At 68.9% G+C, this 21,476-nt stretch carries 18 protein-coding genes; 12 read left to right on the top strand and 6 right to left on the bottom strand.

Going from position 1 to position 21,476, the window contains the following annotated elements; translation table 11 throughout:
- Positions 1 to 106: 106 nt before the first annotated feature.
- Positions 107 to 3,301, bottom strand: a complete 3,195-nt coding sequence (gene putA / locus QN245_RS02350; protein WP_317845284.1) for a bifunctional proline dehydrogenase/L-glutamate gamma-semialdehyde dehydrogenase PutA — start codon at positions 3,299 to 3,301, stop codon at positions 107 to 109.
- Positions 3,302 to 3,563: 262 nt separating this feature from the next.
- Here putA and QN245_RS02355 point away from each other — a divergent pair, with 262 nt between their 5' ends.
- The 6 genes from QN245_RS02355 to QN245_RS02380 are packed head-to-tail and all read left to right on the top strand — an operon-like array spanning position 3,564 to position 8,314.
- Complete coding sequence (locus QN245_RS02355; protein ID WP_029561818.1) at positions 3,564 to 4,040, top strand: DUF2244 domain-containing protein; 477 nt, start codon at positions 3,564 to 3,566, stop codon at positions 4,038 to 4,040.
- 20 nt (positions 4,041 to 4,060) lie between these two features.
- Complete coding sequence (gene coxB, locus QN245_RS02360; RefSeq protein ID WP_317844453.1) at positions 4,061 to 5,053, top strand: cytochrome c oxidase subunit II; 993 nt, start codon at positions 4,061 to 4,063, stop codon at positions 5,051 to 5,053.
- Positions 5,054 to 5,084: 31 nt separating this feature from the next.
- On the top strand, positions 5,085 to 6,695 hold the full coding sequence (ctaD, locus tag QN245_RS02365) for a cytochrome c oxidase subunit I (RefSeq protein WP_160968822.1): 1,611 nt from the start codon (positions 5,085 to 5,087) through the stop codon (positions 6,693 to 6,695).
- Entirely contained in the window at positions 6,695 to 6,826 is a 132-nt protein-coding gene (locus QN245_RS02370) for a hypothetical protein (RefSeq protein ID WP_255347926.1), read from the top strand. The genes ctaD and QN245_RS02370 overlap by 1 nt, the downstream gene beginning before the upstream one ends.
- A complete protein-coding gene (locus tag QN245_RS02375; protein ID WP_160968820.1) occupies positions 6,823 to 7,413 on the top strand; it encodes a cytochrome c oxidase assembly protein in 591 nt (196 codons plus the stop codon). The genes QN245_RS02370 and QN245_RS02375 overlap by 4 nt, the downstream gene beginning before the upstream one ends.
- A gap of 19 nt (positions 7,414 to 7,432) precedes the next feature.
- Positions 7,433 to 8,314 (top strand): cytochrome c oxidase subunit 3, encoded by an 882-nt coding sequence (locus tag QN245_RS02380; protein ID WP_184447407.1) that lies wholly within the window; start codon positions 7,433 to 7,435, stop codon positions 8,312 to 8,314.
- A gap of 276 nt (positions 8,315 to 8,590) precedes the next feature.
- On the opposite strand, the gene QN245_RS02385 is transcribed toward QN245_RS02380, so the two are convergent.
- Positions 8,591 to 8,809 (bottom strand): twin transmembrane helix small protein, encoded by a 219-nt coding sequence (locus QN245_RS02385; RefSeq protein WP_010341612.1) that lies wholly within the window; start codon positions 8,807 to 8,809, stop codon positions 8,591 to 8,593.
- 30 nt (positions 8,810 to 8,839) lie between these two features.
- Here QN245_RS02385 and QN245_RS02390 point away from each other — a divergent pair, with 30 nt between their 5' ends.
- From QN245_RS02390 to QN245_RS02410, 5 genes are all read left to right on the top strand, one after another.
- Entirely contained in the window at positions 8,840 to 9,598 is a 759-nt protein-coding gene (locus QN245_RS02390; RefSeq protein ID WP_317844454.1) for an SURF1 family protein, read from the top strand.
- 27 nt (positions 9,599 to 9,625) lie between these two features.
- The gene (locus QN245_RS02395) at positions 9,626 to 10,201 is read left to right on the top strand and encodes a hypothetical protein (protein WP_317844455.1); all 576 of its coding nucleotides are present in this window, start codon (positions 9,626 to 9,628) and stop codon (positions 10,199 to 10,201) included.
- A gap of 10 nt (positions 10,202 to 10,211) precedes the next feature.
- Positions 10,212 to 11,375 carry a COX15/CtaA family protein gene (locus tag QN245_RS02400; RefSeq protein ID WP_184447404.1) on the top strand — a complete coding sequence of 388 codons (1,164 nt, stop codon included), beginning with the start codon at positions 10,212 to 10,214 and terminating at the stop codon, positions 11,373 to 11,375.
- Positions 11,372 to 12,265 carry a heme o synthase gene (gene cyoE, locus QN245_RS02405; RefSeq protein ID WP_160968808.1) on the top strand — a complete coding sequence of 298 codons (894 nt, stop codon included), beginning with the start codon at positions 11,372 to 11,374 and terminating at the stop codon, positions 12,263 to 12,265. The genes QN245_RS02400 and cyoE overlap by 4 nt, the downstream gene beginning before the upstream one ends.
- A gap of 88 nt (positions 12,266 to 12,353) precedes the next feature.
- Positions 12,354 to 14,087 (top strand): methyl-accepting chemotaxis protein, encoded by a 1,734-nt coding sequence (locus QN245_RS02410; protein WP_317844456.1) that lies wholly within the window; start codon positions 12,354 to 12,356, stop codon positions 14,085 to 14,087.
- Positions 14,088 to 14,277: 190 nt separating this feature from the next.
- Here QN245_RS02410 and QN245_RS02415 read toward each other — a convergent pair whose 3' ends face one another.
- A complete protein-coding gene (locus QN245_RS02415) occupies positions 14,278 to 15,864 on the bottom strand; it encodes a thioredoxin family protein (protein WP_317844457.1) in 1,587 nt (528 codons plus the stop codon).
- A gap of 203 nt (positions 15,865 to 16,067) precedes the next feature.
- Positions 16,068 to 17,063, bottom strand: coding sequence for a bile acid:sodium symporter family protein (locus tag QN245_RS02420; RefSeq protein ID WP_160968802.1), 996 nt, complete (start codon positions 17,061 to 17,063; stop codon positions 16,068 to 16,070).
- A 245-nt stretch (positions 17,064 to 17,308) separates the two neighbouring features.
- On the opposite strand from QN245_RS02420, the gene QN245_RS02425 reads away from it, so the two are divergent.
- Positions 17,309 to 18,517 (top strand): lipase family protein, encoded by a 1,209-nt coding sequence (locus QN245_RS02425; protein ID WP_317844458.1) that lies wholly within the window; start codon positions 17,309 to 17,311, stop codon positions 18,515 to 18,517.
- A 102-nt stretch (positions 18,518 to 18,619) separates the two neighbouring features.
- On the opposite strand, the gene dnaG is transcribed toward QN245_RS02425, so the two are convergent.
- Together dnaG and QN245_RS02435 are read right to left on the bottom strand one after the other, a co-directional pair.
- Positions 18,620 to 20,362, bottom strand: a complete 1,743-nt coding sequence (gene dnaG / locus QN245_RS02430) for a DNA primase (RefSeq protein ID WP_317844459.1) — start codon at positions 20,360 to 20,362, stop codon at positions 18,620 to 18,622.
- 69 nt (positions 20,363 to 20,431) lie between these two features.
- Positions 20,432 to 21,346, bottom strand: coding sequence for a YihY/virulence factor BrkB family protein (locus tag QN245_RS02435; RefSeq protein WP_160968796.1), 915 nt, complete (start codon positions 21,344 to 21,346; stop codon positions 20,432 to 20,434).
- Between the last annotated feature and the right edge of the window lie 130 nt (positions 21,347 to 21,476).

Below are 21,476 nucleotides of genomic sequence, written 5' to 3' on the forward strand. Positions count from 1 at the left end.
TCGGCGGGGCTTTTTTTATGCCTGTCCGCGGCGGGCGATGCGCGCGGCGGCAGGCTGCGCTCGGCGCAGGTTCCGGGCGGAACGCTGCGCCGAGGGCTGGGGCGACTCAGTCGCCCAGCGTCAGCAACGAGGCGTTGCCGCCGGCCGCGGTGGTGTTGACCGTCACCACCTTCTCGGTGGCGAAGCGCAGCAGGTAGTGCGGGCCGCCGGCCTTGGGGCCGGTGCCGGACAGGCCCTGGCCGCCGAACGGCTGCACGCCGACCACCGCGCCGATCTGGTTGCGGTTGACGTAGACGTTGCCCACCGCCACGCGCGAGGCGATGCGCTCGATGGTCTCGTCGATGCGCGAATGCACGCCCAGGGTCAGGCCGTAGCCGGTGGCGTTGATCTGGTCGATCACCGCATCGAGCTGGTCGGCCTTCCAGCGGATCACGTGCAGCACCGGCCCGAAGATCTCGCGCTGCAACTGCGCCAGCGACTGCAGTTCGTAGGCACGCGGGGCGAAGAAGCTGCCGTGCGCAGTGGCCTCGTCGGTGGCGGCCACGGCGATCGGGCGCGCCTCGCGGTCCATGCGCGCGGCGTGATCGGTGAGGATCTGCAGCGCATCGGCGTCGATCACCGGGCCGACGTCGGTGGACAGCAGGCCGGGGTCGCCGACCTTCAGTTCGGCCATGGCGCCGGCCAGCATGGTCATCACCTTGTCGGCGATGTCGTCCTGCACGAACAGCACGCGCGCGGCCGAGCAGCGCTGGCCGGCGGAGATGAAGGCGCTGGAGATCGCGTCCTTGACCACCGCTTCCGGCAGCGACGAGGAGTCGGCGATGAAGGCGTTCTGGCCGCCGGTCTCGGCGATCAGCACGCCGATGGCGGCATCGCGCGCGGCCAGCGCGCGGTTGATCGCGCGGGCGGTGTCGGTGGAGCCGGTGAAGGCGACGCCGGCCACGCGCGGATCGCGGGTCAGCGCGGCACCGACGGTGGCGCCGTCGCCGGGCAGGAACTGCACCACCGCCTCCGGCACGCCGGCTTCGTGCAGAAGCTTCACTGCGGCATGGCCGACCAGGTTGGTCTGCTCGGCCGGCTTGGCGATGACGCTGTTGCCGGCGGCCAACGCCGCGGCGACCTGGCCGAGGAAGATGGCGAGCGGGAAATTCCACGGGCTGATGCACACGAACACGCCGCGGCCGTGCAGCTGCAGTTCGTTGGACTCGCCGGTGGGCCCGGGCAGGCGCTCGGGCGCGCCGAACTGCGCGCGCGCCTGGCCGGCGTAGTAGCGCAGGAAGTCCACCGCCTCGCGCACTTCGGCGACGCCGTCGGGCAGGGTCTTGCCGGCTTCCTTGACGCACAGCGCCATGAACTCGGGCATGCGCGCTTCCAGCAGGTCGGCGGCGTGTTCGAGGATGGTGGCGCGGCTGGCGGCCGGCGTGCGGTTCCAGGCCGGGTAGGCGGCCGCGGCATTGCTCAGCGCCTTCTCCACGGTGGCGGCATCGGCCGGCTTCCAGTGGCCGACGACCTGGCGATGGTCGGCCGGGTTGGCGACCGGGAGGGCATCGCCGGCGATCACCGCGCCGGGCACCAACGGCGCGGCATGCCAGGGCTTGAGCGCGGTGTTGAGCTGGTCGGCCAGCGCGCGCAGATCGTTGTCGTTGGCGAGGTTGGCGCCCATGGAGTTCTTCCTGTTGTGGTTCTGGCTGCGCAGCAGATCGACCGGCAGCGGAATCTTCGGATGCGGGATGGAAGCGAACGCGGACACGGCCTCGACCGGATCGCGGATCAGGTCTTCGATGGCCACGTCTTCGTCGGTGATGCGGTTGACGAAGCTGGAGTTGGCGCCGTTCTCCAGCAGGCGCCGCACCAGGTAGGGCAGCAGGTCCTCGTGCGAACCCACCGGCGCGTACACGCGGCAGGGCACGCCGAGGCGGTCGGCGGGGATCACCTCGGCGTAGAGGTCGTCGCCCATGCCGTGCAGCTTCTGGTGCTCGTAGTCGCGGCCGCCGGCGATGGCGCGCACCGCGGCGATGGTCTGCGCGTTGTGGGTGGCGAACATCGGATACAGCGCATCGCTGTGCGCGAACAGGCGCTTGGCGCAGGCCAGGTAGGACACATCGGTGTTCTGCTTGCGGGTGAATACCGGATAGCCCGGGTGGCCCTCGACCTGCGCGCGCTTGATCTCCGCGTCCCAGTAGGCGCCCTTGACCAGGCGCACCGGGATGCGGCGGCCGACGCGGCGTGCCAGGTCGGCGAGGAAGTCGATCGTGTACGGGGTGCGCTTCTGGTACGCCTGCACCGCCAGGCCGTAGCCCTCCCAACCGTCCAGCGAGGGATCGGAGAAGGTGGCCTCGATGATGTCCAGCGACAGCTCCAGGCGGTCGGCTTCCTCGGCATCGACCGTGTAGCCGATGCCGTAGGACTTGGCCAGTTGCGCCAGTTCCAGCACGCCGGGCACCAGCTCGGCCATCACCCGTGCGCGTTTGGCATGCTCGTAGCGCGGGTACAGCGCCGAGAGCTTGATCGAGATGCTGGGCGCGGCGAACACCGCGTCCTTGCCGCCGCCCTGCTGGCGCTGCGCCGCGAAATGCCTGCCGATGGCGTGGATCGCCTGGCGGTAGGCATCGAGATAGCGCTGCGCGTCCTTCATGGTCAGCGCGCCTTCGCCGAGCATGTCGAACGAATAGCGGTAGTTGGCGTTGTCGCCCTTCTTCGAGCGGGTCAGCGCCTCGCCGATGGTGCGGCCCATCACGAACTGGTGGCCCATGATCTTCATCGCCTGGCGCACCGCCAGGCGGATCACCGGTTCGCCGACGCGGCCGATCAGGCGCTTGAACGCGCCGGACACGTCGGCGCGGGTGAGGTCGTTGATCTGCACCAGCTTGCCGGTGAGCATCAGGCCCCAGGTCGACGCATTGACCAGGATCGAGTCGCTCTCGCCCATGTGCTTCTTCCAGTCCGCATCGCCGAGCTTGTCGCGGATCAGCTTGTCGGCGGTGTCCTGGTCGGGGATGCGCAGCAGCGCTTCGGCCACGCACATCAGCAGCACGCCTTCCTCGCTGCCGAGGTCGTACTGGCGCATGAAGGCCTCGATCGCGCCCTGGTCCTGGGCGCGGGCGCGCACGCGGGTGACCAGGTCGGCGGCCAGCGCCTGCACCTTGGCCTGGTCGGCCGCGGGCAGGCGCGCCTGCTCGAGCAGTTCGCGTACGTGTTCGGCTTCGTCCTTGAGCCAGGCGGCGGTGATCGCCGCGCGCAGGGCCTGCGGCGCGGGCGGGAGTTCGGGGGACAGCAAGGGCGAAGGAGACGCGGACGGCATCGCCGGAACAGAGCCGGCGCCAGGCAGAGCGTTCATGCGGGAAAGGCCAGGGACAGAGCCCGCTATTTTATGTCAGCGCCTGCACGCGCAGGGCGTCGCCGGCATCGTCGCGACACGGTCGATGGCGCCGAGGCTGAACGCGAATCTGGTTGCGCTGCAGCATTTTTTGTGGTGAACGCGCGCTTGCCGCCGCGCAGGCCGGGGGCTACCATCCAGGCGTGCTCGCGGCTCGGGCGTGAGCGGTTCGGAAGCGCGGTTCGACATGATCGAAATGTTTCCGTTTTCTCCGGAGGGGTCGGGTACGCAGCTGCGGCTGCGACCGCCGCGGGCGTTGAACGCCCGGCAATTCGTTCTGTTGTTCCTCGCACTGGCCGGGGCGATGTGGGCCGTGGCTGGGCTGGGGTGGCTCGCGGGCAATGTGTTCGCGCCTGCGTTCGCTCTGTTGCACAGCATCGTGGTGGCGCTCGCGCTGCATTGGTCGTGGCGCGGCGGCGAGCGCGAAGAGGATATCCGGGTGGGTCCGGCCTGCGTGGAAGTGACCCGTCCGAATGCAGGAACGCCAGCGTTCCGCGCCCATCCGCATTGGGTGCGGTTGCGGATCGAAGGCGACGACAGGGTGGTGCTGGCATCCAGCGGCAAGCAGGTCCGGGTCGGCGAGTTCCTCGGCCCCGACGAACGCCGGCAACTGGCGCAGACCCTGGAAGGCTTGCTCGCGGCCGTGACCGGCCGCAACCGATGACGCTCCAAGGGGTCTAGGCAATGAAGCAACGCGGCGGGTGGGTGCAACAGGCGGTCAGGGGCGGGATGGCGTTGGCGGCGGCGATGGCCGCACCGCTGGCGTGGGCGCAATCGGCTGATCCCAAGCCGTGGCAGCTCAACATGGGCAGGGGCGTCACCCAGAGCGCGCGCAATGCCTACGACGCGCACATGGTCGCGTTGTGGGTCTGCGTGGTCATCGGCGTGTTGGTGTTCGGCGCGATGGCCTATGCGATCTTCAAGTTCCGCAAGTCCAAGGGCGCGGTGCCGGCGCAGTTCAGCCACAACACCAAGGCCGAGATCGTGTGGACGGTGATCCCGGTGCTGATCCTGATCGTGATGGCCTGGCCGGCCACGGCCAAGCTGATCGCGATGTACGACACCCGCGATGCCGAGATGACGGTGAAGGTCACCGGCTACCAGTGGATGTGGCGCTACGAATACCTGGGCGAGAACGTCTCGTTCACCAGCCGCCTGGCGCGCAGTTCCGACCGGCTGCGGCAGAGCGGTGCGGTGCCGACGGTCGAACACGACCCGCACTATCTGCTGAACGTGGACAACCGGCTGGTGCTGCCGGTAAACACCAAGGTGCGCTTCGTCATCACCGCCGACGACGTCATCCACGCCTGGTGGGTGCCGGCGCTGGGATGGAAGCAGGACGCCATCCCCGGAATCATCAACGAGGCCTGGACCAGCATCGACACCCCCGGGGTGTACCGCGGCCAGTGCGCCGAACTGTGCGGCAAGGACCACGGCTTCATGCCGATCGTGGTCGAGGCGGTGAGCAAGCAGGACTTCCAGAAGTGGCTGGCATCGCGCAAGCCGGCGCCCGCCGCCGCGCCCGCGCCGGCCACCCCGACGGCGGCCCCGGCTGCCGCGCCGGCCACCGCCGCACCCGCTGCGGCGCCCGCCGATGCCCAGGCGCCGGCGGCCCCGCCGCAGGCGCGGCTGTCGCGTCCTCGTTCCGACTCGCACCTGACCGTGCAAGCCGCCTGATCTCCAGCATTCCTTTTCTGAGGTAGCCGCCATGGCCCATTCGGCAGTCGATCACCACGACGAGCACGGGCATCAGCAGAGCTTCGTCGAGCGTTGGTTGTTCTCCACCAACCACAAGGACATCGGCACGCTGTACCTGCTCTTCAGCTTCACCATGTTCGTCATCGGTGCGGCGATGAGCGTGGTGATCCGCGCCGAACTGGCGCAGCCGGGCCTGCAGTTCGTCAAGCCCGAGTTCTTCAACCAGATGACCACCGTGCACGCGCTGGTGATGATCTTCGGCGGGGTGATGCCGGCCTTCGTCGGCCTGGCCAACTGGATGATCCCGCTGCAGATCGGCGCGCCGGACATGGCGCTGCCGCGCATGAACAACTGGTCGTTCTGGCTGCTGCCGGTGGCCTTCACCCTGCTGCTGCTGACCCTGTTCCTGCCCGGCGGCGCACCGGCGGGCGGCTGGACCATGTATCCGCCGTTGATGCTGCAGGGCGGCTACAACGTGGCCTTCTCGGTGTTCGCCATCCACGTCGCCGGCATCAGCTCGATCATGGGCGCGATCAACATCATCGCCACCGTGCTCAACATGCGCGCGCCGGGCATCGACCTGCTGAAGATGCCGATCTTCTGCTGGGCCTGGCTGATCACCGCGTTCCTGCTGATCGCAGTGATGCCGGTGCTGGCCGGTGCGGTGACCATGCTGCTCACCGACAAGTTCTTCGGCACCTCGTTCTTCAACGCCGCCGGCGGCGGCGACCCGGTGATGTATCAGCACATCTTCTGGTTCTTCGGGCACCCCGAGGTCTACATCATGATCCTGCCGGCGTTCGGCGTGATCAGCGAAATCATCCCGACCTTCAGCCGCAAGCCGCTGTTCGGCTACCAGGCGATGGTCTATGCGATCGCCGCGATCGCGTTCCTGAGCTTCATCGTCTGGGCGCACCACATGTTCACCGTGGGCATGCCGCTGGGCGGCGAGATCTACTTCATGTTCGCCACCATGCTCATCTCCATCCCCACCGGGGTGAAGGTGTTCAACTGGGTCAGCACCATGTGGCAGGGCTCGATGACCTTCGAGTCGCCGATGCTGTGGTCCATCGCCTTCGTCATCCTGTTCACCATCGGCGGTTTCTCCGGGCTGATGCTGGCGATCGTGCCGGCCGACTTCCAGTACCACGACACCTACTTCGTGGTCGCGCACTTCCACTACGTGCTGGTCACCGGCGCGGTGTTCGCGCTGATCGCGGCGGTGTACTACTGGTGGCCGAAGTGGACCGGGCGCATGTACAACGAGGCCTGGGCCAAGTTCCATTTCTGGTGGACGATGGTGTTCGTCAACCTGCTGTTCTTCCCGCAGCACTTCCTCGGCCTGGCCGGCATGCCGCGGCGCATCCCCGACTACAACGTGGTGTTCGCCGACTGGAACCTGGTCAGCTCGATCGGTGCGTTCGGCATGTTCGTCACCCCGTTCCTGATGGCCGGCATCCTGCTGGCATCGCTGCGCAGCGGCGCACGCGCCGAAGCGCGCTCCTGGGAAGGTGCGCGCGGCCTGGAGTGGACGGTGCCGTCGCCGGCGCCGGCGCACACCTTCACCCTGCCGCCGGTGCTCAAGCCCGGCGACCTGGCCCACGACGACATCAGCCACTGATGACCGCGCAACCGCCGCTCGACGACCTGGTCCTGCGCCGCAAGCGTGCGGCGCGCACCGCGCTGGTGGTCGGCGTGGTGGCGCTGGCGATCTACGTCGGCTTCATCCTCTCGGGGGTGCTGGGACGATGAACGCGCCAGCGCCGCAGGTGCACAGCAGTGCCGGGCTGTTCAAGCTGGTCGGCGTGGCGCTGGCGGTGTTCGTGCTGACCTTCTCGCTGGTGCCGCTGTACCGCATCGCTTGCGAGAAAGTGTTTGGCGTGCGCCTGGAGCGCGGCCCCGGCGAGGGCCCGCAGGCCGGCAAACCGCTGGCGGGCAAGCGTACGGTCACGGTGCAGTTCGACGGCGGCGTGAACTCCAAGCTGCCGTGGTCGTTCCATCCGGAGCAGCTGACCATGCAGGTGGTGCCGGGCGAACTCAACGAGGCGCTGTACTACGCGCACAACGACGGCGCGCATGCCATCGTCGGCAGCGCGGTGCCGTCGGTGGCACCGGCACGCGCCTCGGGCTACTTCACCAAGACCGAGTGCTTCTGCTTCACCGCGCAGACCCTGCAGGCCGGCGAGAAGCGCGACATGCCGGTGCGCTTCATCGTCGACCCCAACCTGCCCAGCGACATCTCCACCATCACCCTGTCCTACACCTTCTACAAGAACGATGCGCTGAGCGCGGAACTGGGATCGCCGAAACTGGCCGGTTCCGCGCGCGCGGCTCCCTGACCCGACCGGAATGCCTGCCATGGCCCAGCCCAGCACCGACGCCACCGCCAACGCCTACTACGTGCCCAGCCAGAGCCGCTGGCCGTTCATCGGCTCGATCGCGATGTTCGTGACCATGATCGGCGTGGCCAGTTGGCTCAACGACGCGTCCTGGGGCAAGTGGACCTTCTTCACCGGCATCGCGATGCTGGTGGCGACGCTGTTCATGTGGTTCGGCGACGTGATCCGCGAGTCGATCGCCGGGCACTACAACCGCCAGGTCGACGTGTCGTTCCGCATGGGGATGGTGTGGTTCATCTTCTCCGAGGTGATGTTCTTCGGTGCCTTCTTCGGTGCGCTGTTCTACACCCGCACCTTCATCCTGCCGTGGCTGGGCGGCGAGGGCGACGGGGTGATGACCAACGCGCTGCTGTGGGACGGCTACTCGGCGGCCTGGCCGACCAATGGCCCGGGCGGCGTCGGTGGCCAGTTCCAGACCATCCCGGCGTGGGGCCTGCCGCTGATCAACACGCTGATCCTGCTCAGCTCCGGCGTGACCCTGACCATCGCGCACCACGCGCTCAAGGCCGGCCAGCGCACCCGGCTGATGGTGTTCCAGGCGTTGACCGTGCTGCTCGGCTGCACCTTCCTGTACTTCCAGGCCGAGGAGTACATGCATGCCTACAAGGAGCTCAACCTGACCCTGGGCTCGGGCATCTACGGCTCGACCTTCTTCATGCTCACCGGCTTCCACGGTGCGCACGTGCTGCTGGGCACGATCATGCTGCTGGTGATGCTGCTGCGGATCAGCCGCGGCCACTTCAGCCGCGACAACCATTTCGCCTTCGAAGCGGCGGCGTGGTACTGGCACTTCGTCGACGTGGTGTGGCTGGCGCTGTTCTTGTTCGTGTATGTGCTTTGAGGGCGGGGATTGGGGAGTCGGGATTGGGGATTGGTTGGTTTCCGCGCGTGCCGGTGTTCCAGGCGGTGGCGTGGTGTAGGAGCGGCTTTAGCCGCGACGCGTTACCGGTAAGGCGTCGCGGCTAAAGCCGCTCCTACAAGGAATCAGCGTTTTACGGGTCGCGGGCGTGCACCGTTCCCATGCGGACGGCATGCTGCCATCCCGAATCCCGAATCCCGAATCCCGAATCCCGAATCCCGAATCCCGAATCCCGAATCCCGAATCCCGGCACTACGTTTAGCGTCCCAATCCATGCGGCTTGATCACTCCGGTATAGATGCCCAGGATCACCAGCAGGATCAGGCACACCGAGAGGCCGATGCGCCAGGTCAACGCGTTCACCGTGCGCTTGCTCTGGCCGCGGTCCACCAACAGGTAGTACAGGCCGGCGCCCAGGTTCCACAGGATGAGCAGCAGGAACGCGACGATCAGCAAAGTCTTCAGCGAGTCGTTCATGGGCGTCTCGGCACATGGTGTGTCCGCATTATGACCCTCGCTGCTGCCTCGCGCGTGCGTGCGCGCCGGCGCATGCCGTTGTGGCTGGGCTGGAGCGTGGCGCTGGCGGTGGCGCTGGGCTTCTGCGCGTTGGGCCGCTGGCAGTTGCAGCGCATGCACGAGAAGCAGGCATTGCTGGCGCAGGCGGCGCATGTGCGCGACCACCCGCAGGCGCTGGCCGATGCGCTGCGCGCGACGCTGCCGGGACAGTTGCGCTGGGTGCATGGTGCCGGCCGCTTCCTGCCCGGGCAGATCCTGCTCGACAACCAACTGCGGCAGGGCCGCAGCGGGGTCAAGGTGTACCAGCCGTTCCTGGCCGACGGCGCCGCGGCGCCGCTGCTGGTGGAACTGGGCTGGTTGCCGCTGCCGGCCGACCGCGCGCTGCCCGAGCCGGTGCCACTGCAGGGCCGCTACACGCTGGTCGGCCTGCTCGGGCCGGCGCCGTCGCATGGACTGGCGCTGGGCCCGGCTCTGGTCGCCGCGCCGTCGCCGCAGCGCTGGCTGGCGATGCGCATCGAGCCGGCGGCGATCGGGACCGCGCTCGGCCGCCGCGACATTTTGTCGCAGGTGCTGCGCCTGGATCCGGCCCTGCCGCTGGGCTATCCGCGCGACCTGGACCTGCTGCCGAACACGCTGCCGCCCGAGCGCCACTTGGGTTACGCGGTGCAATGGTTCGGCCTGGCGCTGGCGGTGCTGGTCACCGCGGCGCTGCTCAGCTGGCGCGCGCGCAGGGGACGGGGCGGGCGCTGAGCGCGCGCGCATGAGAAAATCCCCGGCATGAATGCTCCCATCCCGGCCCCGCGCCCGGCGGCCGCTCGCGGCCGCTGGCCGCTGATCGTGTTGTTCGCCCTGTTCTTCGGCTCGATGCTGGTCGCCGGCGTGTTGCGCTTTTCCGGCTGGCAGCCGGCGGCCGCCCGCAATCATGGCGAACTGCTGCAGCCGCCGGCCGACCTGCGCGCGCTACAGCCACGGCTGGCCGATGGCCGCGTCTATGCCTGGGAACCGCAGCGGCGGCTGTGGCGCATCGCGCTGGCGCCGCCGGCGGACTGCGGCAGCGCCTGCGATGCGCTGGCGCGCGACCTGGACAAGGTCTGGCAGCTGTTCGGCCACGATGCCGACCACGTGCAGATCCTGTGGATCGGCACGCCGCCGGCCGCCGCCCGGGCGCTGCCGCCGGTGCAGGCGCTGCGCGCGGACCCGGCGCTGCTGGCGGCGCTGCCGCGGGTGCGCGATGCGGCCGGGGTGCCGGTCTATGTCATCGATCCGAACGGTTTCGTGGTGCTGCGCTATGCCCCCGGGTTCGACCCGGCCGGGCTGCGCGCGGACCTGGCGAAACTGCTGAAACTCCTGTGAGCCGCTCCCTATGACCCTGTTCGCGCGCCCGGCGCTGTTCCGGCATTTCCACCGCATGGCCTGGCTGGCGGCGCTGTTCACCGCCAGCACCATCATGTTCGGTTCGTTCGTGCGCCTGTCCGATGCGGGCATGAGCTGCCCGGACTGGCCGACCTGCTACGGGCGCATCACCTGGCCGCAGACCAGCGCCGAAGCCGACACCCACGCCGCCAGCAAGATCCGGCCGCTGGAGACGCACAAGGCCTGGCGCGAGCAGATCCACCGCTTCTTGGCCGGCGCGCTGGGCGTGGAAGTGCTGGTGCTGTCGCTGCTGGCGGCACGGCGGCGCCGGCTCGGCATCGCCCAGATCGTCACGGCGGCGGCGCTGGTGGCGCTGTCGATCCCGCTGTACATGTCCGGCTGGCCGGGGCTGGCGATGTTGGCGGCGGTCGGCGGCGAGGCGATTCTGCTGCTGGCGGCGCTGCGCTGGTCCAACGACGACCTGGCCCGCGCGGCGGTGCTGACCCTGTCGGTGGTGATCTTCCAGGCCTTGCTGGGCATGTGGACGGTGACCCTGCTGCTCAAGCCGATCGTGGTGATGGGACACCTGCTGGGCGGCTTGCTGATGTTCTCGCTGCTGGTGTGGATGGCCTGGCGCGCCACCCACCTGCCGATCACCCTGGCCGATGCGCCGCGGCTGAAGTGGCTGCTGCGCCTGGGCGTGGCGGTGCTGGTTCTGCAGATCGCGCTGGGCGGCTGGGTCAGCGCCAACTACGCGGCGCTGGCCTGCGGCGGCGGCAGCTGGTCGGCCGACAACTTCCCGCGTTGCGTCAGCCAGTGGTGGCCGCCGCACGATTTCCGCGAGGGCTTCACCCTGTGGCGCGGCATCGGCGTGGACTACGAAGGCGGCGTGCTCGACGGCGCGGCGCGCATCGCCATCCAGATGGCGCACCGGATGATGGCGATGGTGGTGGCGGCGTACTTGCTGTGGCTGAGCTGGCGCCTGAGCCGCACGCCGGGCATGCGCGGCTGGGCCGCGGCGCTGGCGTTGCTGCTGGTCGCGCAGGTGTGCCTGGGCATCCTCAACGTCAAGCTGGCGCTGCCCCTGCCGGTGGCGGTGCTGCACAACGCCGGCGCGGTGGCGTTGCTGTTCGTGCTGGTGTCGCTGCTGGCGCGATTGCGGGCGCCGCAATGAGCGCGCACCGCGTGCACTGGCGCGACTATTGGGACCTGACCAAGCCCAAGGTGGTGGCGCTGATCGTGTTCACCGCCCTGGTCGGCATGTGCCTGGCGATCCCGGGGCTGCCGACCTGGGCGCAGGTGCGCACCGGCCTGCTCGGCTTCTTCGGCATCTGGCTGGCGGCTTCGGCCGCGGCAGCGATCAACCAGCTGCTGGACGCGCGCATCGACGCGCAGATGGCGCGCACCTCCTGGCGTCCGCTGGTGGTGGGCAAGGTGCTGCCGTGGCAGGTGCTGCTGTTCGCCACCCTGCTCACCGCGCTGTCGATGACCGTGCTGGTGGTGTGGGTCAACCTGATCACCGCGGTGCTGACCTTCGCCTCGCTGATCGGCTATGCGGTGATCTACACCGTGTTCCTCAAGCGCACCACGCCGCAGAACATCGTCATCGGCGGCCTGGCCGGCGCGGCGCCGCCGCTGCTGGGCTGGGCCGCGATCACCGGCATGCAGGGCCAGTGGGACTGGGCCTACGCTTCGCTGCTGGTGCTGATCATCTTCGTGTGGACGCCGCCGCACTTCTGGGCGCTGGCGATCTTCCGCCGCGCCGACTACGCCAAGGCGTCGATCCCGATGCTCCCGGTCACCCACGGCGTGGCCCATACCCGCCGGCAGATCCTGGTGTACACGGTGCTGTTGGTGGTGGTGACGCTGCTGCCGGTGGCGGTGGGCATGAGCGGGGTGTTCTATCTCGGCGGCACCCTGGTGCTGGACGCGGTGTTCCTCTGGTACGCCTGGCGCATGCTCGACCCGCCGGACGAGATGTTCTCGATGCGCATGTTCGGCTATTCCATCGTGTACCTGATGGCGTTGTTCGCGTTCCTGCTGGTCGATCACTGGATCGCCTGAACCGCGCGTTCAGTTCTCCGCTCAAGTGTTGCCGCTCGCGGTCGTTACCGAGCGATTGACCAGAATCGGCAAAGCCGCGGAGACGTGTATGTGGGGCAAGAGCAAGCAACAGGCGGCCAAGCTACAGGCATTGAGTGAGCGCTTGCGCGAGGCCGAGGCCGAGCGTGACCGCGCGCGGGCGCAGGCCGACCGCGCCGGCACCGATCTGGACGCTCTGCGTGGTCGTTTCGACCTGGTCACCTCCGCGACCACCGACGGCCTGTGGGAGATGAGCGTGATCGCCGGCGATCCGATCAACCCGGCCAACGAATTCTGGTGGTCGTCGCAGTTCCGCGCGATGCTGGGTTTCTCCTCCGAGCTCGACTTCCCCAACGTGCTCGACAGCTGGGCCTCGCGCCTGCACCCGGAGGACAAGCAGGCCACGCTGGACGCGTTCGCCGTGCATTTGGCCGACCGCAGCGGCAAGACCCCGTACGACGTGGAGTACCGGCTGCAGCTGAAGAACGGCCAGTACCGCTGGTTCCGCGCGCTCGGCACCACCCAGCGCGACGCCCAGGGCTCGCCGCTGCGGGTGGCCGGCGCGCTCACCGACATCACCGAGCGGCGTGAGCGCGAGGCGTTCCTGGACGTGGTCCTGACCCGCTTCGAACTGGGCGCGGACATGCTCAACGACGGCCTGTGGGACATGAGCGTGATCGCCGGCGATCCGATCAATCCGTCCAACGAGTTCTGGTGGTCGGCGCAGTTCCGTTCGCTGCTGGGCTTCGCTTCCGAGGCCGAGTTCCCCAACGTGCTCGACAGCTGGTCTTCGCGCCTGCACCCGGAGGACGCGCAGTTCGCGCTCAACGCCTTCGCCGCGCACCTCAACGACCGCACCGGCCGCACCGGCTTCGACATCGAGTACCGGCTGCGCATGAAGAACGGCGAGTACCGCTGGTTCCGCGCGCGCGGCCTGACCAAGCGCGCCGCCGACGGCACCCCGCTGCGCGCGGTCGGCGCCTTGCTGGACATCCATGCCGCGCGCCAGCTCGGCGAGGCCGCGCATACCCTGCAGACGGCGGCAGCGGAAATGGTCGACGACAACAGCGACCTGGCCCGGCGCACCGAGCAGCAGGCCGCCGCGCTGGAAGAGGCGGCCAGCTCGATGGAAGAGATCACCGGCACCGTGCAGCGCAACGTCGAGCACGTCGGCCACGCCAACCGCCTGGTCGATGGCGCCACCGACGTCGCCCAGCGCGGTGGCGACGTGGTGCGCGACGTGGTCCAGACCATGGCCGGCATCGAGAGCGCGTCGCGCAAGATCGCCGACATCATCAGCGTCATCGACGGCATCGCCTTCCAGACCAACATCCTCGCCCTGAACGCGGCGGTGGAAGCGGCGCGCGCCGGCGAGCAGGGCCGCGGCTTCGCCGTGGTCGCCACCGAAGTGCGCAGCCTGGCCCAGCGCTGTGCCGATGCGGCCAAGGAAGTGCGTGGCCTGATCGCCGGTTCCAGCGAGCAGGTCGATCGCGGTTCGGCGCTGGTCGCGCGCGCCGGCGCCACCATGGAAGAACTGCTCGGCTCGGTGCGCGAGGTGCAGCGCATCATGACCGACATCGCCGGGGCCAGCCGCGAACAGAGTGCCGGTATCGGCCAGGTCAACCAGATCGTCGTGCAGATGGATACCGCCACGCAGCAGAACGCGGCACTGGTCGAAAAGATGGCCGAGGCCGCGCGCGCGCTGGAAGGGCAGGCGCAAGGCCTGAACGCGCATACCAGCAGTGGCCGCCGCGCCGGCAGCCAGGGCGCCGGTCACGTGGCACCGGCACGCGTCGCGGCCTGATCGGGAGCCGCTGAGCGCACGGCGCGTGGTTGCGCGCCGCTGCGCGCGGCATGCAATTCGTCGTGCGGCGCGGGCAATCGCGCCGTGGCGACGCGGTGGACCGGAACGCATGAGAGGGCGGCAGTACAGCGCGCCGGCGGTTGCCGATGGCGCGTTGCACTGCGCGTCGCGCGTGACGCGCCTTATGCCCTCATCCCAGCCAATGCTGGCAACTGTCGCGCGCCTGGCTGCCGCAGCTTTGCTGCATCTTGTGCTGCAGCCGCGCGAGCACCGCGCTGCCGTCGTGGCCCTTGCTCCAGGCCTGCAGGGTCTTGGCCAGGGTGTCGAAACGCTGCCGGGTGCGCTGGTGATAGCCGTCGGGCTGGCCGGCGAGTTCCCCAATGACCTGTCCGGCGGCCGCCTCGATCGCGGCCGCATTGTCCGGCTGCAGCCGGATCAGCCCATCGACGTAGAGCACGCCCCATTGCACGCGGGTGGCGGGGCCTTCGGCGCTCTCGTAGGCCTTCTTCAGCCAGAACAGCGCCGTTTGCTTGTCGCCGCGCGCCTCGGCCAGGCTGGCCAGTTCCGGCATGTAGTAGTACGGGGTCTTGCTGCGCTGGAGTTCGGCCAACAGCAGTTGTTCGGCGCCGGCGCTGTCGCCGGCGGCGTCGAGCAACGCGGCGGCGCTGCTGATCGTGGACTGGCGCTCGTAGTCGGTCTTGGCGGCCTGCTCGGCCCATTGCACGCGCTGCTGCACCTTGGCGACCACCGCGGGCGGCAGCGGCTTCTTCGGGCCATCGCCGGCCTCGGCCGGCTGGCCTTGCGCCAAGCGCGCCAGGGCGATGTCCGCGGCGGCGGTGTCCAGGCGGTCGCTGATCGGCAGGCTGCTGTCGGCGTAGACCTGGTCCAGTGCATGGGTCAGCGCACTCGACAGCGCGCTGCGTTCGGCGGCGTCGTCGGCCGCGGCCTGCACCAGGTCGCGCGCGGCATAGGTGAGCGTGCTGCGGTTGGCGCGCACCTCGGCCGGATCGGCCAGCACCGCCCGCAGCAGGTCGCGATCGGCGGCGCGATGCTTGGCGTCCACGCTGGCGGCCGTGGCCGGATCCTGCGCGGCCAGCGCGAGCAATGCGAAACGGCGTTGCAGGGCCGGCTGTGGTGCCGCTGCGGCCAAATGCGTGAGCACGTCGGCCGCCTGCCCCGGCTTGACCAACTGCGCCGCATCCACTGCCCAGCCGTATTCGCCGAGCAGGGTCCAGTCGTCGGCGATGAGCGTGGCCGGCGCCTTCAGCGCCTGCTGCAGCAACTGCGCCGAGGTGGCGGTGCGGGTCGCGGCCACGCGCAGGGCCTCGGCCAGGCGCACGGTATCGCTGTCGCCGGCCAGGCGGGTGATCTCGCTGCGGTCCGGGCGCAACACGATGATGGTCGGATAGCCCTTGATGCCGAAGCGTTCGCCCCAGGCCTGCGCACCCTCCGAATCGCCGTCCAGGTGCACCGCGACGAAGGCGCGGGTGCGGGCGATGAACGCCGGGTCCTTGAACAGCGTGGCCTTGAGCCGATTGCAGGGTGGGCACCAGGCGGCGCCCCAGTACAGCAGCACCGGCTTGTTGTGTTCGCGCGCTTCGGCGAAGGCATCGTCGACGTCGCCCTCGCGCCAGGCGATGCCGGCGCTGTCGGCGGCAGGCGCCGGTGTGGCGGCCTTGGGCGCAGCAGGCGCGGGCGGTTTCTGGCAGGCGCCCAGCGCCAGCAGCGTGACCAGGCTGGCGGAAATCGTCGCGCAACGGCGAAACATGCGGCTCATGGGGGCACCGGATGGGAAGGGAGCACGGCACCGGCCGTGCCGGCCGTCCACTGTACGCAGCCCCTGCCGCGCTTGCACATGCCGGCTGCGCATCTGCATATGCCGCCATGCGCGGTGTCGCCGCGGCGGAGAGGTGGCTCGCCCGCGGTCGGCGCGCTGCGCGGCCATCGCCTCCGCACCGCCCGGCTGCTGTCCGCAGTTGGCTAGTGCTGCGCTTCCGCTTCCACCTTGGCCGCGCGCGCGTAGCGTTGCGCGATCACCGCGCAGACGATCAGCTGGATCTGGTGGTAGATCATCACCGGCAGCACGATCGCGCCGAGGCTGCCGCTGGCGAACAGCACCTTGGCCATCGGCACGCCGGTGGCCAGGCTCTTCTTGGAGCCGCAGAACACGATCGGGATCTCGTCCTCGCGCGAAAAGCCCAGGCGCCGCGCGCCGAAGGTGATCAACGTCATCGCCAGCGCCAGGAGCACCGCGCCGACCACGGCGACGCCGAGCAGTGCCGGCAGCGGCGTCTTGTGCCACAGGCCTTCGACCACCGCCGCGCTGAACGCGGTGTACACCACCAGCAGGATGGTGCTCTGGTCGGTGTAGCGCAGCACCGCGCGGCGACGCTCGACCCAGCCGCCGATCCAGCGCTGCAGCAGGTGGCCGGCGACGAACGGCACCAGCAGTTGCAACATGATCTTGCCCATCGCCTCCAGCGGATTGGCAATGGCGCTCTGTGCGTCGCTCAGCACGCCCATCAGCAGCGGCGTCAGGAACACCCCGAGCAGGCTCGACAGCGAGGCGCTGCACACCGCCGCCGGCACGTTGCCGCCGGCCATCGAGGTGAAGGCGATCGACGACTGCACCGTGGACGGCAGCGTGCACAGGAACAGCACGCCGATGTACAGGTCCGGGGTCAGCAGCCAGTGCGACAGCGGCTTGAACAGCAGGCCCAGCAGCGGGAACAGGATGAAGGTGGCGGCGAAGATGGTCAGGTGCAGGCGCCAGTGCAGCGCGCCGGCGACGATGGCCTCACGCGACAGCCGTGCGCCATGCAGGAAGAACAGCGCGGCGATCGCCAGATCGGTGACCACGTCCATCACCGACGCCGCGCGTCCCTGCACCGGCAGCAGCGAGGCGAGCAGCACCGTGCACAGCAGCGCCAGGGTGAACGGTTCGATGCGCAGGCGCGCGAGCCAGGACTTGATCATGGGGGGAGTCGAGCGGCGGGAATGTGCATTTTAGGAAGCATGGCGCCCGCACGCGAATCCCGACGCACCGCGTAGACAACTCGCAGACATGTTGCGGTGCCAACCGCTTCGGTCAAATACGTGCGGCGGTGGCTTGCTAGATTGCCGCGACCCGGTCGATGAGGAGCGCGCCGGGCAGCCAGGCGCGCGTTGCGCGCGTGCGCTTCTTGCTCCTTCAGGCACTGCCACGGACTAGGAGCTTGCACATGCAATACGATCAGTATCAGACCGTTTTCGCGCTTTCGAGCCTGGCTAATTGGGTCAGCCACCGGCATGGCGTTGCGTCGGCGCTACAGGCCGACTATCAGCGTGTATTGCATGCGACGCTGGGTTCGGCACCGGCGCAGGCCGCGATCGGTACTTGGGATGTCGTGTGGGGGCCGCAAATCTGGCAGGCGAAGGACTCCGACCGCTCGGATAACGCGATGTTCGTCGCCAAGTCGAGCAACGTGGATGGCATTGCCGGCGATGTCTATGTGGTGGCGATTTGCGCGACCAATCCTTCCTCGTTCTACGATTGGCTGGTGGAGGACTTCGACGTCTCCGCTACGGTCAAGTTCGCGAAGTACGACCCGTTGGCACCTACTCCACCGGTCGCGGCGGGCAAGCTGATTCTGTCGGAGACGCCGGTTATTTCGATGGGCACCGCCCTGGGTGTCTGGCACCTGCTCAACATGGTGAGTCCCGCCTCGGCGGCCGCGCCCGGCACAACGCTCGACGCGTTCCTGAAAACCGTAGAGCAAAGCGGCGCGACAGTGGTCTTCACCGGGCATAGCCTGGGCGGCGCGTTGTCGCCGACCATGGCGACCTGGTTCAAGAGCAGAGGCATGCTCGCTGGCTGCAAGGATGTGTACTGCTATGCCACTGCTGGCGCCACGCCCGGAAATGCGGCGTTCGCGGAGTTGTGCACACAGATGCTGCCGCCCCCGGCCATCGGCGCGAAGCCGTATCAGGCATGGAATCACGACCTGTGGAATATGCTCGACGTGGTGCCGCATGCGTGGGCGCCGGAGATGCTGAGCGAGATCCCTCACATCTACGACAACGGACCGATTCCCGGCGTGGAAGCGTTTGTGTTCCTGGCCCGGATCAATGCGCTCGCTTCCGGCATTACCTATAGCCAGATCGCGAATCAATCCTTGCAGGGAACACGCAGCGGCTCACCGCCGACGGATACATTCGAGTTTCTCAAGCAGATGGCAATCCAGCACGGAACCGCCTACCAAACGCTGATCGCCGATTGGCTGACGCCGGTCGTGTCGTTGGGTTACGCGCTGCGCAGTGCGGAGATCGATACCGATGCGTTGTTGCAGGTGCAGGCGACGCGTCTGGACGAGGCAGGTGCGGGCATCCGCGCGCTACAGGCAAAGGATCGTGCGGCGTTCACCGCTTCCACCGCCGCTGCGGGCGGCTGATTGTGTTGACCGACGGCTGACTGCAGGGACGATGCCTGGCATCGCGCCGGCCACTTACGTTGCGTGGCTGGCGCCGATGCTTGGTGCATCGGCGCGTCGCAGCTAATGCAGCCCCGCACGCGCCTTCAACAGTTCCCGCAACTCGTACTTGTCGGTCTCGTCCAGGCCTTGCGCGCGCTGCTTGGCCTGCAGTTCGTCCAGGCGCTGCTGCAACGTCTGCTTTTCCAACTGCACGACCACGTCGTGCAGCTCCTGGCGCCAGCTGGCGGTCTCGCCGGCGATCTCCTGCACCGCCAGCTTCTGCAGCGCGGCCAGTTCCTCGCGTTCGTGGAAGTGTTCGAGTAGCGCGCCGGTGGTGATTTCCGGGCGCGCATGCACGATCTGCAGCAGTTCGATCATCAGCTCGATGCCGGGCAGACGCAGGCCGGCGAACGGGTAGGGCGGCGGCAGGTCCAGCGCCAGCGACGGCGCCTGCAGCAGGCGCACGATCGCCTCGCGGACCAGGCTGCGCTTGTGCGCCGGGCGCGGCGCGCGCGGCGGTGGCCTGCTCGCCGCGGCTGTGGCGGCCGCCGGTGCGGCGGCGCCGATGCCGGTGAGTTCGGCCAGGCGCTGGCGCATCAGATCGCCGAAGGCGCCGTCGGGAATCTGCGCCAGCATCGGCCGCGCGCGTTCGGCCAGGCGTGCCTTGCCGTCGAGCGTGCCGAGGTTGATCTCGCGCGAGAGCTCGTCGAAGAAGAACTGCGACAGCGGCGTGGCCTGGACCAGCCGCGCGTCGAAGGCCGCGGCGCCTTCCTTGCGCACGATGGTGTCCGGGTCCTCGCCGTCGGGCAGGAACAGGAAGAACGCCTGGCGCCCGTCCTTCATCCGCGGCAGCACCGATTCCAGCGCCTTCCAGCCGGCGCGACGGCCGGCGGCGTCGCCGTCGAAGCAGAAGAACACGTCCGGCGCGTTGCGGAACAACAGTTCGGCGTGGTCCGGCGTGGTTGCGGTGCCCAGCGTCGCCACCGCCTGGGTGACGCCGAACTGGAACAGCGAGACCACGTCCATGTAGCCCTCGACCACGATCAGCCGCTCGATCTTCTGGTTGGCCTGGCGCACCTGCCACAGGCCGTACAGTTCGCGGCCCTTGTGGAACAGCGCGGTCTCCGGCGAGTTCAGGTACTTGGGGCCGTCGTCCTTGTCGAGCACGCGGCCGCCGAAGGCGATGACCCGGCCTCGGCGATCGAAGATCGGGAACATCACCCGATCGCGGAACTTGTCGTAGACGTGGCCGCGGTCGTTCTTGGAGAACAGCCCGGCGCGGTCCAGCAGCTTGAGCCGGCGCTCGTCGGTGCCCAGCGCGTCCTTGAGCGCGCTGTAGCCGTCCGGGGCGTAGCCGATCTGGAAGCGCGCGCGGTTCTCGGCGTCCACGCCGCGGCCGTCCAGGTAGGTGCGCGCCTTCTCGCTGCCGTCGAGCTGGCGCTGGAAGAACTTGGCCGCCGCTTCCAGCGCCGAGTACAGGTCGCGGTGGTCGTCGCCGGCGGCCTGGGCGGCGCCGCGCTGCTGGGCGTCGCGCGGGATTTCCATGCCGGCGCGCTTGGCCAGTTCGTCGACCGCGTCGAGGAATTCGAGGCGGTCGTAATTCATCAGGAAGCTGATCGCGGTGCCGTGCGCGCCGCAGCCGAAGCAGTGGTAGAACTGCTTGGTCGGCGACACCGTGAACGAGGCCGAGCGCTCGTCGTGGAACGGGCAGCGCGCCGCGTATTCCTTGCCCTGGCGCTTCAGCGGCACGCGCGTGCCGACCACCTCGACGATGTCGGTGCGGGCGAGCAGGTCGTCGATGAATGCGTCGGGGATGCGGGCCATCCGCATAGGATGCCACGCGCGTGCGCCGTCACGCTGGGCGCGCGGCCTGCGCGGTTCAGCGCCGTGCGATCAGGGCGTCGGTGGCGCCTGCGCGGCGCTGCGCGGGTCGATCCCGGCGGCGGTGAGCTTGCTGTGCGAGCGCAGGCGCTCGTCGATCACCGCGGTGATCAGCGCGCCGACGAAGAACACCACGGTGGCGTAGTAGATCCACACCAGCAGGATCACCAGCGCGCCCATCGAACCGTAGGCGCTGCCCGGCGCGGCGGTGGCGATGTACAGGCCGATCGCGTAGCGCCCGGCCACGAACAGGCAGGCGGTGATGGCGCCGCCGATGACCGCCTGGCGCCATTGCACCCGGCGGTCGGGCAGGTAGTGGTAGAGCACGGCGAAGGCCAACACGTAGATCGCCAGGGTCGAGATGTAGCCGACCGCCGGCAGCAGCGACGGCATCCGCGCGAACACCACCTGCAGCACGGTGGTCAGGATCATCGAGATCAGCAGCAGGAAGCCCAGGCCCAGCACCACGCCGAAGGAGAACACGCGCTTCTTCAGCCAGGCCAGGATGCCGTCCAGGCGCTGCTTGTCGGTGCGGAAGATCAGGTTCAGCGCATTCTGCAGCTGCGCGAACACCGCGGTGGCGCCGACGAACAGCAGCAGGGTGCTCCACAGGCCCGCCAGCGAGCCGACGTTGGGTTGGTTCTTGGCGTTGTCGATCACCGTCTGCGCGACTTCGCGCGCGCCGTGGCCGGCCAGTTGCCCGATCTGTGCGATCAGCGCTTCCTGCGCCTGCGGATACAGCGAGGCGGTGAGCCACAGCAGCAGCACCAGCAGCGGCGCCAGCGACAGCAGCGCGTAGAACGACAGCGACGCCGCCTGGGTCATCACGTCGATCTCGACGAAGCGCCGCACCAGCGCGGCCGGCAGGCTCTGCTGCAGGCGGTCGAGATGTTTGTGCAGGCGATCGGACGACAGGGGCAGGGACATGGGCGCGGACCTTCGGCGCGCGGCGTCGCAACGCCAGTCCCGCACTGCGCGCTGAAAGAGTGCGCGGGCTTGCCGGGCGTTGTAGCAGCCCGGCGTCGAAAGGCGGGTGAAACCCGCCGTCCGCGAGTCC

The organism is Xanthomonas rydalmerensis (assembly GCF_033170385.1).
GTDB lineage: Bacteria > Pseudomonadota > Gammaproteobacteria > Xanthomonadales > Xanthomonadaceae > Xanthomonas_A > Xanthomonas_A rydalmerensis.